We start from the raw sequence: 14,318 nt of genomic DNA, 5'->3' as shown, positions 1-14,318 counted from the left end.
GGCTCAACCCCGGGCGCGCAGGACCTCCAGGGCCCGGTCCGCGTGCTGGTTCATCCGCAGCTCGCTGCGCACGACCTCCAGGATCCTGCGGTCCTGCCCGATCACGAACGTGACCCGCTTGGTGGCCATGAGCGCGAACCCGCGCTTGACGCCGAACTTCTCCCGTACGGTGCCGTCCTCGTCGGACAGCAGCGGCATCCCCAGCGTGTGCTTGCCGACGAACTCGTTCTGCTTGTCGACGGTGTCGCCGCTGATCCCGACCGGGCGCGCGCCGGCCGCCTTGAACTCGGCGGCGAGGTCGCGGAAGTGGCAGGCCTCGGCGGTGCAGCCGGGCGTCAGGGCGCCGGGGTAGAAGAAGAGGACGACAGGGCCGTCGGCGAGCAGCTCGGTGAGGCTACGGACCGTTCCGGTCTCGTCCGGCAGGGAGAAATCGTCGACGACGTCGCCGGTCTCGGGGGCGCGGCTCATGGGCCAGTCCCTCCTTCAAGTGGGGTTGCGCGCGATGCTACTTGACCGCTCCAGGTCAGGCCGTGGCGGGTTCGGTGTCCTCCTCGACCGAGTACGTGAGGAAGTCGTCGACCATCCGGTGGAAGAGCCCGGCGAGCTGTTCCAGCTCCTGCGGCGTCCACTCCTGGAGCGCGAGCTGCATACCGCGCTGGCTCGCCGCCCGGATCCGCCCGACGGCCCGCTCCCCCGCCTCCGTGAGCTGGATGCGCTGCGCGCGGCCGTCCTGCGGGTCGGGTACGCGGGTGACGTACCCGGACTTCTCCAGCTGCTGGACGGTCCGCGTGACGTGCGAGGCCTCGACGCCGAGCCGCTGGGCCAGTTCACCGGGGCGCAGCGGGTCGGAGTCGGCGACCTGGCGCAGCAGCGCGACGGCCGCGCGGTCGAGGGGGACGCCCGCGACGGCCATCAGCCGGTCGTGCTGGCGGGCGCGGGTGCTCAGGTACGTGATACGGGTGAGCGCCCGCTCGATCTCGATGACCTCGGGGGAGGCGGAGGCGGGGAGCGGTTCGGTCGGCATGCGCCCCACTTTACCCTGTTGTTGCGTAACTCAAGTAACTTGCGGCTTCTCGACGAGACGGATGGCGCCGGCCGGGCAGACGGCGACGGCCTCGCGGACGTCGTCGAGCTGGTCGGCGGCGGGTTCGGCTTCGAGGAGGACGGCGATGCCGTCGTCGTCCTGGTCGAAGACGTCCATCGCGGCGAGCACGCACTGGCCGGACGCCACGCACTTGTCGGCTTCGAGTTCCACCTGCACGGTGATCTCCTGTTGTTCTCTGGGGAGTTGGCGGACTACCAGGTGACGGGGAGGCTGTGGACGCCGTAGACGAACGCGTCGTCCTTGAAGCGGACGTCCTCGAAGGGGATCGCGAGCTTCAGGTCGGGGAGGCGTTTGTAGAGGGTGCCGTAGACGACCTGGAGTTCCATACGGGCCAGTGGCTGGCCGAGGCACTGGTGGACGCCGAAGCCGAACGCGACGTGGCGGCGGGCGTCGCGGGTGAGGTCGAGGCGGTCCGGGTCGGGGAACGCCTCGGGGTCGCGGTTGCCGATCTCGTTGGCCATGATCAGGCCCTCGCCCGCCCGGACCGTACGGCCCGCGATCTCGATGTCCTCGGTGACCGCGCGGCGCCGGCCGAGGTGGGTGATGTGCAGGTACCTCAGCAGCTCCTCGACCGCGCCCGCGACGAACTTCGGGTCGTCGCCCCGGCGCAGGAGGGCCAGTTGGCCGGGGTTCCTGAGCAGGGCCAGGGTGCCGAGGGCGATCATGTTCGCGGTCGTCTCGTGGCCCGCGATCAGGAGCAGCAGGGCCATCTCGGTGGCCTGCCGGTGGTCGAGTTCACCGGCCGTGATCCGGCCCGCGATGCCGGAGATCAGGTCGTCGCGGGGGTCGGTGACGCGCACTTCGAGGAGGGCGCCGAGGTAGCCGCCGATCGCCCGGCTGGCCGCCATCCGCTCTTCCGGGGTCGCTGTCTGGAGGATCATCGTCTTCGTGTTGCTCTGGAAGAAGTCGTGGTCCGCGTAAGGGACTCCGAGCAGCTCGCAGATCACGAGGGACGGCAGCGGCAGCGCGAACGCCTCGACCAGGTCCACGGGGTTCGGTCCGGCGAGGAGGCCGTCGATCAGGTCGTCCGTGATCTTCTGTACGGCGGGGCGCAGGGCCTCCACCTTCCTGATCGCGAACGGGCCGGTCACCATCCGGCGCAGCCTCGCGTGTTCCGGGTCGTCCATCATGATGAAGCTGAGCTTGCCGTCACCGCTGCCGGGCGAGGCCTTCGTGGGGTAGCCCGGGTTGTCCGGGTCCGCGCTGACGCGGGGGTCGCCGAGCAGGGCGCGCTGCTCGGCGTACGTCGTGACGAGCCAGGGTTCGCTGCCGTCCCAGAGCCTGACCTTCGCCAGCGGCCCTTTCTCGCGGAGTTCCGTCAGAGCGGGCGGCGGGTCGAAGGGGCACCGGCTCGACCTCGGCATGGGGAATTCCGGTGCGGTGAGCGCGTCTGCCATGGCTCTCCTCGGGAAGTGGGGGGTTCCGTGGGCCCAGGCAAACAGAAGGCGCTGACTCGACCCGGTCAGGAAGCTGACGGGGAGCTGACGTGACCTGGATCACAGGTCACGCCTCGCTCTCCTCCCGGCCCAGCCAGTACCCGAAGCCCCGGCGGGTGTGGAGCAGCGGGGGACCGTCCCGGTCCAGCTTCCGCCTGAGCCGCGAGACCAGTTGCTCGATGGCGTTGCCCTCCCGGAAGTCGCCCCACACGAACCGGCTGATCTGTTCCTTCGACAGCACGCGGTGGGCGTTGACGAGGAAGTGGCGCAGGAGGCGGTACTCGGCGGGGGTGAGGTCGAGGGTGCGGCATCCGCGTACGGCACGGCAGCCGTCGTCGTCCAGCGTCAGGTCGTCGTAGCTGAGTGACGCGCCCCTCGGGCTCCGGTCGGCGGAACGCAGCAACACCCGCATCCGGGCGAGGACTTCGGCGACCCGGATCGGCGTCGTCACGTAATCCTTCTCCCCGGAGTCCAGCTCCGGAAGGATCGCCTCCAGCCGGTCGGGCGGCAGCAGGTACAGCACCGGCAACCGCCGCACGACCGGCCGCCCCGCCCCCTTGCTCCTCGGCAGCCCCGGCAGCCCCAGATCGACCACCGCCAGCTCGAACCGCCCCTCCCCCAACCGGGCCACGGCCTCCCCGAAACTCCCGGCGAGCCCGACCCGGTACCCGGCCAACTCCAGGCTCACGGCGAGGAGTTCGACGACGGCGACGTCCCGGGCCGCGACGAGCACGCGTTGTCCGGAGCCCCGGACCAGGGCGGGGAGGGGAGTTCGGGGGGCGGCGGCGAGGGGAGCCCGGCAGACGGGGCAGGAAGAGGCCGCCGCGTCGTCCGGACGTCGTAAAGCGAGCATGCCGTTCACCCTAGCCCCCTACTTGCCTTACTCAAGCAAATCCCAATAACTTGCTTGACTCAAGTAACCCCCACATGCTTGCCTTACTCAAGCAATACCGAACCAGGGCTCTCCGACCCGAAAGGCCCCCGCGATGAGCACCATGAAGTCCGTCCGTACCGCCGGCGTGCACGAGCCGGCCGGCGAGGTCGTCCGGGTCGGCGCGGAGGTCACCGGCCTCAAGGCGGGCGACCGCGTCGTGGTGAACCCGCAGGACGCGCCGACCGGCATCATCGGCTGCGGCGGGACGTACGGCGGCATGAGCGAGTACCTGCTCGTCGAGAACGCCGAGGTCGGCAGGAGCGTCGCGGTCTTCCCCGACACCGTCCCCTTCCCCGTCGCCTCCCTCAACGAGCCGATGGCGGTGGCCCGGCACGCGGTGAACCGCTCCGGGGCACGCCCCGAGGACAAGGTCGTCGTCTTCGGCGCGGGTCCCATCGGCCTCGGCGCGGCGATCTGGTTCAAGCTGCGCGGCGTCGAGCACGTCACCGTGGTCGACGTCATCCCCTCCCGGCTGGAGAAGGCACTGGCCGTGGGCGCGGACGCCGTCATCGACTCGGCGACAGAAGACGTCGCCGCGCGCCTCACGGAACTGCACGGTCAGGCCGCGAACGCGCTGGGCCAGCCCCGCCCCGGCACGGACATCTACCTGGACGCGGCCGGCGCCCCCGCCGTTTTCAACACGGTCGTCGCCAGCGCGAAGTGGCACGCCAAACTGGTCATGGTCGCCGTCCAGAAGAAGGGCGAGATCGACCTCGGCGGCATGCTCCGCAGCGAGTTGACGCTGATCCCGTCCCAGGGCTACCCCACGGAGATCTTCGAGGTGACCCCCGAACTCGTCGAGCACCAGGACCGGTTCGCGAAGCTGATCAGCCACACGATCCCGTTCGCGGAGGCGGACCGCGCCTTCGAACTGGCGCTGTCGCCGGGCGCGGCGGAGAAGATCGTCGTCACGCTGGACGACTGACGGAAGCACAGGCCGTACGCCCCATGCTCGCGACCCTCCGCCAGGCCGCCCGCGCCTCGGCCCACCTCGCCCTCGCCGCGGTCGTGGCGTTCCTGTCGTACCTGTTCATCACGGTCCTGCTGATCACGGCCGTCTGTGTCGTCGCGGTGATCGGCATCTGGATGTTCCCGGAGACGGTGCTGATCGTCCGCCGGATCGCGGGCGCCAAGCGGACGCTGACGGCGCGGTGGACGGGGCGGCCGATCCCGGAGGCGTACCGCCCGATCACGGGCCCGCTGCCGGACCGGATCAAGACCGCCGTACGGGACCCGGGCACCGGCAAGGACCTGCTGTGGATGGTCGCGCAGTACGCGTACGGCTGGCTGAACCTGCTGATGGTCCCGCTGTGGCCGGTCGGCCTGGTCGTGGACGGTGTCTGGTGCGGCATCCTGCGGCGGCGCGCGGTGGTCCTGCCGCTGATCACGAAGCTGGCCGACCTGGAGGCGGGCTGGTCGGCGACCCTGCTGCGCCCCTCGCCGGAAGCCCTCCTGGAGGCGCGGGTGGAGGAGCTGACGACGACGCGTGCCGACGCGGTCGCCGCGCACGGCGCCGAACTGCGCCGTATCGAACGGGACCTGCACGACGGTGCCCAGGCCCGTCTGGTCGCGCTGTCGATGCGGATCGGGCTGGCGCAGCGGGCGTACGAGGCGGACCCGGAGAAGGCGCGCAAGCTGCTGGACGACGCGCTCGGCCAGGCGGAGGAGGCCCTCTCCGAGCTGCGGCACGTCGTACGGGGCATCCACCCGCCGATCCTCACGGACCGTGGCCTGGCCGGTGCCGTACGCGCGCTCGCGGGGAGCAGCGGACTGGCGGTCGACGTGCGTGCCGAGGGTCTGGACGACGGCGTACGGCCGCCCGCTGCGGTGGAGGCGGCGGCGTACTTCGTGGTCGCCGAGGCGCTGACGAACGTCGCGAAGCACAGCGGCGCCGATCACGCGGAAGTGGGTCTGGCGCGGACGAGGCGGGGGCTGCGGGTCGAGATCCGCGACGCGGGGAAGGGCGGCGCGGACGAGCACGCGGGGTCGGGGCTGACCGGAATGCGGCGCAGGGTCGCGGCGCTGGACGGGACGGTCGGCGTCTCCAGTCCGCCGGGCGGGCCGACGGTGGTGACGGCGGAGCTGCCGTGCGTGTGGTGATCGGCGCCTCCCAACAGCCAAGTCTTCGCCGATACTTCACCTTTGATATGTGCATGACCTCTTGGCGGGGGTGGGAAATACGGGGAAGCTGAGCTGCCCCCCCACGCTCCCCCTCTTCCCCCCATCCGGAGGACGCCTTGTCGTCACCCAAGTCCCCGTCGGGCCGCCGCAGATGGCTCACCGTGTCGGCGCTCGCCGGCGCGCTCGTGCTCGCCGTCCCGACGGCCGCGTACGCCGCTCCGCCGAAGGCGCTGCCGCAGAACGCGGAGGCCGCCGAGCTGACGTACCTGCCGGCGTTCGACTACGACACCGACGGCTGCTACTCGACCCCGGCGATCGGCCCCGACGGGACGGTCAACGGCGGCCTGAACCCGACGGGTTCGCTCAGCGGCGAGTGCCATGACGCCTCGGACCTGGACAACACGAACAGTTACTCGCGCGCCAAGTGCAACAACGGCTGGTGCGCGTACATGTACGGCCTGTACTTCGAGAAGGACCAGGCCCTCGCGAACAGCAGCATCGGCGGGCACCGGCACGACTGGGAGCACGTCGTGGTCTGGGTGCAGAACGGCGCGGTGCAGTACGTCGCGACGTCCAACCACGGGTCGTTCACGGTCAGTCCGGCGTCCTCGGTCCGCTTCGACGGGACACACGCGAAGGTCGTCTACCACAAGGACGGGATCAGCACGCACTGCTTCCGGCTGGCGGGCTCGGGCGACGAGCCGCCGGAGAACGCGAAGCACACCTGGCAGTACCCGCCGCTGGTCGGCTGGAACGGGTACCCGGCGGGGCTGCGGGACAAGTTGAGCGCGTACGACTTCGGGTCCGCCAACTTCGGGCTCAAGGACGCGAACTTCGCCGCCCATCTGACGAAGGCGCTGCCCTCGGGGATCTCGTTCGACCCCAACGCGTGAGCTGCTGAGGCGTCCCCCGGATCCGGGTCCGACCGGGTTCGGGGGACGGCCGGGGCTCGTCCGGACGGGGGCACGCGGTGTCCGTGGGGCGGCCGGGAGGGTCTATCGTGTCTCACATGTCGGTACCCGAACTGATCCGTATCGTCTCCCGTGACTCGCCGATGGCTCTGGCCCAAGTGGAGCGGGTGCGCGCCGAGTTGGGCGCCCTGCATCCTGGGGTGCGGACCGAGGTCGTGCCGGTGAAGACGACCGGTGACAAGTGGATGGGCGACCTGTCCCAGGTCGAGGGCAAGGGCGCGTTCACCAAAGAGGTCGATGCCGCGCTGCTCGCCGGGGAGGCGGATCTCGCCGTCCACTGCGTGAAGGACGTGCCCGCGGACCGGCCGCTGCCCGCCGGGACCGTGTTCGCCGCGTTCCTGAAGCGCGACGACGTCCGGGACGCGCTGATCCACCCCGGCGGCCTGACCCTGGACGAGCTGCCCGACGGCACCCGCATCGGCACCTCCTCGGTCCGCCGTATCGCCCAACTGGCGGCCACTCACCCGCACTTGGAGTGCGTGCCGTTCCGGGGCAACGCGAACCGGCGGCTGGAGAAGCTGGCTGCGGGCGAGGCCGACGCGCTGCTGCTCGCGGTCTCGGGGCTGGAGCGCATCGACCGCACCGACGTCATCACCGAGATCCTCTCCCCCGAGGCGATGATGCCGCCCATCGGCGCGGGCATCCTGGCCCTCCAGTGCCGCGAGGGCGACACGGACCTGATCGACACGGTCAGTTCGCTGGGCGACCCGTCGACTCACCGCGAGGCGACGGCGGAACGCATGTTCCTCCACGTCCTCCAGGGCCACTGCAACAGCCCCATCGCCGGCTACGCCCAGGTCGACCGCACCGGCGAACTCTCGCTGCGCGCCTGCGTCTTCACCCCGGACGGCAAGACCCGCCTGAACGCCCACGAATGGGCGGGCCCGCTGGACCCGGCGACGCTGGGCACGTCGGTCGCGGTGGCGCTGCTGCGACAGGGAGCACGGGAACTGATCGACGGCATCCCCCACTGAGCCCTCAGGACGTCCCGTCCCCCGCCTCGGCCTGGTCCCGGAGGTAGTTGCTCACCTGGCGGGACAGGTCGTCCTCGCGCCCCGCGCAGGGGGCCGCGCCCACCCGCTCCTCGCAGAGGTCCAACCCGCCCGTCCACAACCGGCGTTCGGTCCATTCGTCGTCCACCCGGAGCTGGACCTGGATGTCGATGCGGTCCAGCGCGGACTCGGGGCCGGCCGCGTGCAGGACCGCCGTCACCCGGCGCAGGGGGTAGACGTCGAAGCCCTCCACGAACTGGGAGTTGCGCCAGTCGACGAAGGCGCTCTCACCGTCGGGGCCGAGGCGGACGTCGATCTGGCCGTCCTCCAGGTGGACGCAGTACTTGGCCTCGCCGCGGTTCTCGACGACCACGCGGAGCCTGAAGTACGTGAGACCGTCGGCGGCGTCGTCGCGGCCTCGCGGGGGCTCCGCGCGCTCCAGCCGGTTCACGCACAGGCGCAGACCGGAGTACGCCTCGTACTCCTGCCAGTCTCCGACCACGTTCGGCTCGTACACGGCCCACCTCCCGACGTCCACCGGCTGAGTCCTATCCGTGGCCCGAGTGCACTGTCAAATGAGCGGAATACCCCGTGGCCTGGGACATCGTCCCTTTTGATCGGTGATCAAGCCGTGCCCAGCGGAAATATCGGAACGCCCGAGGTGACACCTTGTGCAAACGTGCCGCACATCACGTCACCGGGCGAGCCTGCCGAGCAGCGCGGAGGACGCGGCGACACCGAGCGCGGCGGCGAGCGCGAGCACCCCGAAATCGACGGCGAGATGCGCCGGCGTACCGATCAGGAGACCGCGCAGCGCGTTCACTTCGTAACTGAGCGGATTGAACGCGCTGACCGCCTGGAGCCAGCCCGGCATCACGGAGACGGGGTAGAGCGCGTTGGAGCCGAAGAACAGCGGCATGGTGATCGCCTGCCCGATCCCCATGAGCCGGTCGCGGCTCAGGACGATCCCGGCGATGGTCATGGACAGGCAGGAGAAGAACGCGGACCCGAGCACGACGACCGCGAGCACCCCGAGCAGCTTGAGCGGGTTCCAGGTGAGCGCGACCCCGAGCAGCGCGGCGATGACGATGACGACGACGGCCTGGATCACCGACTTCACGCCGGCGGCGAACGCCTTGCCGGTGATGAGCGCGGCGCGCGGCGTCGGCGTGACGAGCAGCTTGTTGAGGACGCCCGCGTCACGCTCCCAGATGATCTGGATGCCGTAGAAGATCGCGATGAACATGGCGGACTGGGCGATGATCCCGGGCGCGAGGTAGTCGACGTACGGGATGCCCCCGGTGGGGATCGCGCGGATGCGGGTGAACGTCTGCCCGAAGATCAGCAGCCACAGGGCCGGTTGCACGGCGCGCGTGTACAACTCGGTCCGGTCGTGCCGGAGTTTCTGGAGTTCGACGACGCACATCGCGCCGACCCGCGCGGGCACGAGCCGCCAACCGGCGCGCGGGGCGGGGGGTTTGACGAGGAGGGATATGTCAGCCGACACGCTGAGCGGTACGGCGGGTGCTTCGGACATCGCGGAAGTCTCCTGAGTTCTCGTCGAGGTCGAGGGAGCCGCCGGCGACATCGCGGAAGACGTCCTCCAGGCTGGGCAGCGCCTCGGTACCCCGCCGGGCGGCGAGGCCCTCGCGCAGCTCCCCGGGCGTGCCGAGCGCACGCACCCGGCCGTGGTGCATCAGCCCGACGCGGTCGCAGTAGTGGTCGGCCTCGTCCATGTAGTGGGTGGTGACGAGGACGGTCATCCCGGTGGCCTCGCGCACGGCGCCGATGTGCTCCCAGACGCCGGTGCGGGCGATGGGGTCGAGGCCGATGGTGGGTTCGTCGAGGATGAGCAGCCGGGGCGCGCTGACGAGTGCCTGGGCGAGTTCGAGGCGGCGCACCATGCCGCCGGAGTACGTCCCGGCGAGCCGCCCGGCGGCGTCGGTGAGCCCGACGGCGGCCAGCGCCTGCCCGACCCGCTCGGCGCGCTCCCTGCGGGGCACGTCGAAGACGCGGGCGAACAGCGACACGTTCTCGCGCCCGGTGAGCCCGGCGTCGGCGGAGAGCTGCTGGGGGACGTAGCCGAGGAGGCGGCGGACGGCCATGCGGTCGTCGGCGGCGTCGTGCCCGAAGACGCGGACCATCCCGGCGGGGACCGGCAGCAGGGTGGTGAGGCAGCGGATGGCGGTGGTCTTTCCGGCGCCGTTGGGTCCGAGGAGGCCGAAGACCTCGCCCTCGGCGACGGTGAGGTCGAGCCCGTCGACGGCCCGGGTGTCCCCGAAGGCGTAGGCGAGGCCGGTACAGGTGACGGCGTCGGTCATGACGGGTCCTCCTCCGAAGGCTCTTCGGGTTCCTGCTGGAGCTGTACGGCGAGCGTCCGCAGCGCCGGCAGCGCCGCGCTCAGCGCCGCCCGGTCCGCCGCGTCGAGCCGCGCCACCTCCCGCTCGACGAGTTCCGCGCGCCGCTCCCGCCAGTCCCACAGCCGGACCTCCGCGGCCTCGGTGAGCCTCAGGCGCGCGGCGCGCCGGTCGGCGGGGTCGGTCTCGCGGATCAGGAACCCCTCCTTCACGAGCCGGTTGACGAGCGTGGAGACGGAGTTGCCCGCGAGGAGGAGTTCCTTCGCGGCCTCGGTGACGCCGATGCCGGGCCGGGTGCCGACGAGGCGCAGGAGTTCGGCCTCGCCGCCGCGCAGCCGGGGGACGGTGAGTCCGGCGCGCAGCCTGCGCCGCAGGAGCCGCTGGACTCCGGTGATCGCGTCGGCGAGTTCCTGCGGAAACGTCTCGTCGTCCATACGAGCAGATTATCTCTTTAGCAGAGGTAACAGCCTCAAGGGTGAGTCAAGAGGCGGTCTGCGCTCCGTGCGCACGACACTGGACCTGCTCCCCCGACCGCCGTACCGGAGATCGTCATGAACCCACGTCCCGAGGTCGTCACCACCCGCTCCGTGTTCGGGGCGCCCTGCTGGGTCAGCCTCACCACCCGCGACCTGGCGGCCACCCAGGAGTTCTACGGAGCCGTGTTCGGCTGGGAGTGGCGCCAGGGCTCCCTGGGCGACCACTTCCGGGTCGCCTCGGCGGACGGCGTCCCGGTGGCCGGGGTCGCGGGGGTGGCGGCGATGTGGCAGATGGCGGTGGCGTGGACGCCGTACTTCGCGGTGCTCGGCGCGGACGAGGCGGTGGGCCGGGTCCGGGAGCGGGGCGGCACGGTCGCGGTGGGCCCGGTGTCGCTGCCGCCGGGCCGCGCGGCGCTGCTGGCCGACCGGGACGGCGCCGCGTTCGGCATCTGGGAGGGCGAGCTGTTCGGCGACTGGGACCTGTGGCGCCGCGCGGCGCCCGCGCTGGTCCGCCTGCACACGCGGGACGCGTTCGCCTCGGCGATCTTCTACGGCGAGGTCCTGGACTGGGCGTCGGACCGGCCGGGGAGCTGCGAGGTCCATTACGAGGACGGCGAGGTCGTGCTGCGCAGCCGGGGCGCGGCGGTGGCCCGCATCGGCTCGGGTGCCCTGGAGGCGGCCCCCGATCCGACGGTACGGCCGCACTGGCAGGTCCATTTCCGGGCCTCGGACGTCGCCGCGTGCGCGCGGGCGGCGGAGCGGCACGGCGGGAGCGTCCTGACCAAGTCGGCGGAGCAGGTCGTCCTGCGCGATCCGGACGGGGCCCAGTTCACCGTGGTGGAGCGCCAGGGCTAGACCAGGACCGCCCTCGGCAGGTCCAGGCTCGTGCGCAGGCTCGGGGCCGGGCGGACCGGGATCAGCGCGGCGTGGCGGCCGGTGCGGGCGCGGCGGCTGAACCAGATGACCTTGGCGCCGTCCGCCGTGGCGCAGCAGCCCCAGCCGTCGCTGGTGGCGGCGAGGCGGGTGAGGCAGGCGCGGAGGTCCTGGTCGGGGCGTAGGTCGGGGTCGTGCTCGGCGACGGCGGTGATGAGGTGGTGGCCGTTCCACCACATCTCGATCGCCGCGCGTTTGTCGAGGGCGTGCCGGTCGATGGCGTTGAGCAGCAGCTCGGCGCCTTCCCCGACGGGTTCCACCAGCGTCTCCAGACCCCAGTGCCGCAGGTGTGCGGCGAGGATGCGCCGGACCTGTCCGGCACGTTCGGGGCTGACGTCGACGTCGAGGTGGTAGGTGCAGGGAGCGGCGGTCTTCATCGTCGTTGGCTCCTCACCGAGTCCGCTCCACGGAGCGTGACTGCCGTTCGCTTCCGCGTCACTTCCACGGTGGGGGCGTTGCTCCATTCGTGCAACACGAGCACCTCGCGTACCCGTGATCCTTGTGCGTTCGAGGTCAAAAGCGCCGGTGACTGGGCTAGATTCGAGCACCCGCAGCCCGTACGTATCAGGAGCCAGTGCATGCGCGACGTCACGGTCGCTCCCCCACCCCTCTCACCCCTGACCGGAGGACTCGCCGACAGCATCTTCGACGCCGCCCTGAGCACCCCCGAACGCGCGGTCCTGGCCCGGCGTTCGGCGACCGACCCCGAGGGGTGGGAGGAGGTGAGCGCCGCCCGGCTGCGGGACGAAGTGGTGGCGCTGGCGCGGGGGTTCGTCGCCTCGGGGATCTCGCCGGGCCACCGGGTCGCGGTGATGGCGCGCACCCGCTACGAGTGGACGGTGCTGAGCTACGCGCTGTGGACGGTGGGCGCGGAGATCGTGCCGGTGTACCCGACGTCGTCGCGGGACCAGGTGGAGTGGATCCTGCGGGACTCGGGCTGTGTCGGGGTGATCGTGGAGGACGAGGCGACCGTGATGACGGTCGGTTCGGTGTGCGCGGGGCTCGACTGGCTGCGCCACGTCTGGCAGTTGGACGCGGGCGCCCTCGAACAGCTCGCGGCGGCGGGCGAGTCGGTGCCGGTGACGACGGTGGATTCGCTGCGCCGGATCGTGTTCCCCGACTCGACGGCGGCGATCCTCTACACCTCAGGCACCTCGGGCCGCCCGCTGGGCTGCGCGCTGAGCCACGCGGGCCTCGCGAGCCCCTGCGACACGCTCCTCGCCGGGTGGGGGCACACGGTCGCGGCGCCGGGCGAGCGTCCGGCCGTCCTCGCGTTCCTGCCGTTCTCGCACGTGTACGGGCTGATGATCCAGGGCCTGTGCATACGCGGCGGCCTCCTGATGGGGCACGAGCCGGACATGAGCGAGGCGGCGATCACGGCGGCGCTGCGCTCCTTCCGGCCGACGTACCTGTACGCGGTGCCGTCGGTGTTCGAGAAGATCTACAAGGGGTTCCTCCTCACCGCTCAACAAAGCGGCAGGGGCGGGCTGTTCGAGCGGGCGGCGCAGACCGCGCGGGAGTTCGCGACGGCCGTGGAGCGCCAGCGCCTCGGGCGGGGTTCGGGTCCCGGCTTCGACCTGCGGATGCAGCACGCGGTCTTCGAGCGGACCGTCTACCGCAGACTGCGCGCCGCGCTCGGCGGCCGGGTCCGCCGCGCCACCTCGGGCGGCTCCACCCTGCACCGCGACCTGTCCCTGTTCTACGAGGGCATCGGCGTCTACGTCCACGACGGCTACGGCCTCACCGAGACCGGCGGCGGTATCACCATGCAGCCGCTGGGCCGCGAGAAGTCGGGCACGGTCGGCCGGGCGCTGCCCGGTACGGACGTCCGGGTCGCGGACGACGGGGAGATCCTGGTGCAGGGCCCCTCGGTGTTCCAGGGGTACGTCGGCGACGAGCCGGCGACCCGGGCGGCGCTGCGCGGCGGCTGGCTCGCGACCGGCGACCTCGGGCACCTCGACTCGGACGGCTATCTGACGATCACCGGCCGCAAGAAGGACGTCATCGTCACGACCAGCGGCAAGAGCGTCTCGCCGACGCTGCTCGAACAGCGGCTGCGGATGCACCCGTTGGTCCACCAGGCGGTCGTGGTCGGCGACAACCGGCCCTGTGTCGGCGCACTCATCACCCTGGACCCGCAGTTCCTGGCGCACTGGCGGGCCCGGCTCGCCCTCCAGGGGGACGTGCCGAGCCGTGAGGCGCGCGAGGAGAACGCGCTGCGCGAGGAGATCGGCCGCGCCGTCGCCGCCGCGAACAGCGCCGTCTCCCGCTCCGAGTCGATCCGCGTGTTCCGGATCCTGCCGCGCGCCTTCGACCAGGCGGGCGGGCTGCTGACGCCGTCGATGAAGCTGCGCCGGGACTCGATCGTCGAGCACTGGTCGGCGGAGATCGAGGCGATGTACCAGGCCCGCGCGCCGATCCCGCGCTACAGCCCGCCGGAGGCGCTGAGCTGGGACGACGCGGACGACGTGTTCCGGTAAGGGCTGGTTTTTCCCTTGAAATCAGGCCGGCGCGGTGCCGTGCGGGGTGAGGCGCAGGTAGTACGCGCCGACGGTCCCCAGGTAGCCGGGGTCGCGCGTCTCGCTGTCGGTGCGGAAGCGCGGCGCGGCCTTCACCTCGTCGCGGGTGCACGTCAGCAGGACGCGCCGGCCCGTGTCGTCGATCCCGGCGACGGTGCCCGCCGGGACGACCGCGCTGCGGCCGAAGACCCACATGCCGGTCTCGACGACGAGGTGGTGCAGACCCTGGGGTGCGGCCTCGCGTTCCACGTGGCCCACGGTGCCGTCGGTCGCGACGACGGTGTAGCCGGTCAGTGCCCGGCCCTCGGTACGGCCGGTCTGCGGCCCGTACGTCCAGATTCTCTCGCTGGTCAACACGGCTCCCTCCCTTTCACCCCGTGGACGGCCGCCCACCGCCGTCCGTACAGCTCCCCCATACCCGCCCTGAGCCGCCCTGACGCCGCGAAGGCGCGTGCCGTACGGCACGCATGGAAC

The 14,318-nt window shown here is 71.6% G+C and carries 17 protein-coding genes; 6 read left to right on the top strand and 11 right to left on the bottom strand.

All coding sequences use genetic code 11. The features are described from left to right. Positions 1–3: 3 nt before the first annotated feature. The 5 genes from J8M50_RS45395 to J8M50_RS45375 form a co-directional block, all read right to left on the bottom strand. The gene (locus tag J8M50_RS45395) at positions 4–468 is read right to left on the bottom strand and encodes a peroxiredoxin (protein WP_010357303.1); all 465 of its coding nucleotides are present in this window, start codon (positions 466–468) and stop codon (positions 4–6) included. 55 nt (positions 469–523) lie between these two features. Then, positions 524–1,024, bottom strand: a complete 501-nt coding sequence (locus J8M50_RS45390) for a MarR family winged helix-turn-helix transcriptional regulator (protein WP_010357302.1) — start codon at positions 1,022–1,024, stop codon at positions 524–526. A gap of 30 nt (positions 1,025–1,054) precedes the next feature. Continuing rightward, positions 1,055–1,261, bottom strand: coding sequence for a ferredoxin (locus tag J8M50_RS45385; protein ID WP_010357301.1), 207 nt, complete (start codon positions 1,259–1,261; stop codon positions 1,055–1,057). 35 nt (positions 1,262–1,296) lie between these two features. Further along, the gene (locus J8M50_RS45380; protein ID WP_010357300.1) at positions 1,297–2,502 is read right to left on the bottom strand and encodes a cytochrome P450; all 1,206 of its coding nucleotides are present in this window, start codon (positions 2,500–2,502) and stop codon (positions 1,297–1,299) included. Positions 2,503–2,608: 106 nt separating this feature from the next. Further along, the gene (locus J8M50_RS45375) at positions 2,609–3,274 is read right to left on the bottom strand and encodes a response regulator transcription factor (protein ID WP_010357298.1); all 666 of its coding nucleotides are present in this window, start codon (positions 3,272–3,274) and stop codon (positions 2,609–2,611) included. Positions 3,275–3,536: 262 nt separating this feature from the next. Here J8M50_RS45375 and J8M50_RS45370 point away from each other — a divergent pair, with 262 nt between their 5' ends. The 4 genes from J8M50_RS45370 (at position 3,537) to hemC (ending at position 7,541) form a co-directional block, all read left to right on the top strand. After that, entirely contained in the window at positions 3,537–4,400 is an 864-nt protein-coding gene (locus J8M50_RS45370; protein WP_010357297.1) for a zinc-dependent alcohol dehydrogenase, read from the top strand. Between the two features lie 23 nt (positions 4,401–4,423). Continuing rightward, positions 4,424–5,575, top strand: a complete 1,152-nt coding sequence (locus J8M50_RS45365; protein ID WP_010357296.1) for a sensor histidine kinase — start codon at positions 4,424–4,426, stop codon at positions 5,573–5,575. A gap of 137 nt (positions 5,576–5,712) precedes the next feature. Further along, positions 5,713–6,489 carry an NPP1 family protein gene (locus J8M50_RS45360; RefSeq protein ID WP_029184314.1) on the top strand — a complete coding sequence of 259 codons (777 nt, stop codon included), beginning with the start codon at positions 5,713–5,715 and terminating at the stop codon, positions 6,487–6,489. 116 nt (positions 6,490–6,605) lie between these two features. Further along, positions 6,606–7,541 (top strand): hydroxymethylbilane synthase, encoded by a 936-nt coding sequence (gene hemC / locus J8M50_RS45355; RefSeq protein ID WP_010357293.1) that lies wholly within the window; start codon positions 6,606–6,608, stop codon positions 7,539–7,541. Positions 7,542–7,545: 4 nt separating this feature from the next. On the opposite strand, the gene J8M50_RS45350 is transcribed toward hemC, so the two are convergent. From J8M50_RS45350 to J8M50_RS45335, 4 genes are all read right to left on the bottom strand, one after another. Further along, the gene (locus tag J8M50_RS45350) at positions 7,546–8,076 is read right to left on the bottom strand and encodes a hypothetical protein (RefSeq protein ID WP_029184313.1); all 531 of its coding nucleotides are present in this window, start codon (positions 8,074–8,076) and stop codon (positions 7,546–7,548) included. 177 nt (positions 8,077–8,253) lie between these two features. Then, the gene (locus J8M50_RS45345) at positions 8,254–9,096 is read right to left on the bottom strand and encodes an ABC transporter permease (protein WP_010357287.1); all 843 of its coding nucleotides are present in this window, start codon (positions 9,094–9,096) and stop codon (positions 8,254–8,256) included. After that, positions 9,056–9,880, bottom strand: coding sequence for an ABC transporter ATP-binding protein (locus tag J8M50_RS45340; RefSeq protein WP_010357286.1), 825 nt, complete (start codon positions 9,878–9,880; stop codon positions 9,056–9,058). Before J8M50_RS45340 ends, J8M50_RS45345 begins: the two co-directional genes overlap by 41 nt. Next, entirely contained in the window at positions 9,877–10,350 is a 474-nt protein-coding gene (locus tag J8M50_RS45335; RefSeq protein WP_010357285.1) for a MarR family winged helix-turn-helix transcriptional regulator, read from the bottom strand. Before J8M50_RS45335 ends, J8M50_RS45340 begins: the two co-directional genes overlap by 4 nt. 117 nt (positions 10,351–10,467) lie before the next feature. On the opposite strand from J8M50_RS45335, the gene J8M50_RS45330 reads away from it, so the two are divergent. Next, the gene (locus J8M50_RS45330) at positions 10,468–11,247 is read left to right on the top strand and encodes a VOC family protein (protein WP_010357284.1); all 780 of its coding nucleotides are present in this window, start codon (positions 10,468–10,470) and stop codon (positions 11,245–11,247) included. On the opposite strand, the gene J8M50_RS45325 is transcribed toward J8M50_RS45330, so the two are convergent. Then, positions 11,244–11,702: a hypothetical protein gene (locus tag J8M50_RS45325; RefSeq protein ID WP_010357283.1), complete on the bottom strand. Its 459-nt coding sequence runs from the start codon at positions 11,700–11,702 to the stop codon at positions 11,244–11,246. The two genes, J8M50_RS45330 and J8M50_RS45325, sit on opposite strands and share 4 nt — an antisense overlap. Before the next feature lie 201 nt (positions 11,703–11,903). On the opposite strand from J8M50_RS45325, the gene J8M50_RS45320 reads away from it, so the two are divergent. Continuing rightward, on the top strand, positions 11,904–13,805 hold the full coding sequence (locus tag J8M50_RS45320) for an AMP-dependent synthetase/ligase (RefSeq protein ID WP_010357281.1): 1,902 nt from the start codon (positions 11,904–11,906) through the stop codon (positions 13,803–13,805). 21 nt (positions 13,806–13,826) lie between these two features. Here J8M50_RS45320 and J8M50_RS45315 read toward each other — a convergent pair whose 3' ends face one another. Next, positions 13,827–14,198, bottom strand: coding sequence for a hypothetical protein (locus tag J8M50_RS45315; protein ID WP_029184312.1), 372 nt, complete (start codon positions 14,196–14,198; stop codon positions 13,827–13,829). Positions 14,199–14,318 lie beyond the last annotated feature (120 nt).

This window comes from Streptomyces acidiscabies, assembly GCF_020010905.1.
GTDB classification, from domain to species: domain Bacteria; phylum Actinomycetota; class Actinomycetes; order Streptomycetales; family Streptomycetaceae; genus Streptomyces; species Streptomyces acidiscabies.
The sequence above is the reverse complement of the archived record's forward strand: the minus strand, read 5'-3'. Positions and strand labels throughout refer to the sequence as shown.

Coding starts and splice junctions, on each gene's coding strand:
- J8M50_RS45395 (WP_010357303.1), bottom strand. CDS start 468: ATGAGCCGCGCCCCCGAGACCGGCGACGTCGTCGACGATTTCTCCCTG.
- J8M50_RS45390 (WP_010357302.1), bottom strand. CDS start 1,024: ATGCCGACCGAACCGCTCCCCGCCTCCGCCTCCCCCGAGGTCATCGAG.
- J8M50_RS45380 (WP_010357300.1), bottom strand. CDS start 2,502: ATGGCAGACGCGCTCACCGCACCGGAATTCCCCATGCCGAGGTCGAGC.
- J8M50_RS45370 (WP_010357297.1), top strand. CDS start 3,537: ATGAAGTCCGTCCGTACCGCCGGCGTGCACGAGCCGGCCGGCGAGGTC.
- J8M50_RS45365 (WP_010357296.1), top strand. CDS start 4,424: ATGCTCGCGACCCTCCGCCAGGCCGCCCGCGCCTCGGCCCACCTCGCC.
- hemC (WP_010357293.1), top strand. CDS start 6,606: ATGTCGGTACCCGAACTGATCCGTATCGTCTCCCGTGACTCGCCGATG.
- J8M50_RS45345 (WP_010357287.1), bottom strand. CDS start 9,096: ATGTCCGAAGCACCCGCCGTACCGCTCAGCGTGTCGGCTGACATATCC.
- J8M50_RS45340 (WP_010357286.1), bottom strand. CDS start 9,880: ATGACCGACGCCGTCACCTGTACCGGCCTCGCCTACGCCTTCGGGGAC.
- J8M50_RS45335 (WP_010357285.1), bottom strand. CDS start 10,350: ATGGACGACGAGACGTTTCCGCAGGAACTCGCCGACGCGATCACCGGA.
- J8M50_RS45330 (WP_010357284.1), top strand. CDS start 10,468: ATGAACCCACGTCCCGAGGTCGTCACCACCCGCTCCGTGTTCGGGGCG.
- J8M50_RS45325 (WP_010357283.1), bottom strand. CDS start 11,702: ATGAAGACCGCCGCTCCCTGCACCTACCACCTCGACGTCGACGTCAGC.
- J8M50_RS45320 (WP_010357281.1), top strand. CDS start 11,904: ATGCGCGACGTCACGGTCGCTCCCCCACCCCTCTCACCCCTGACCGGA.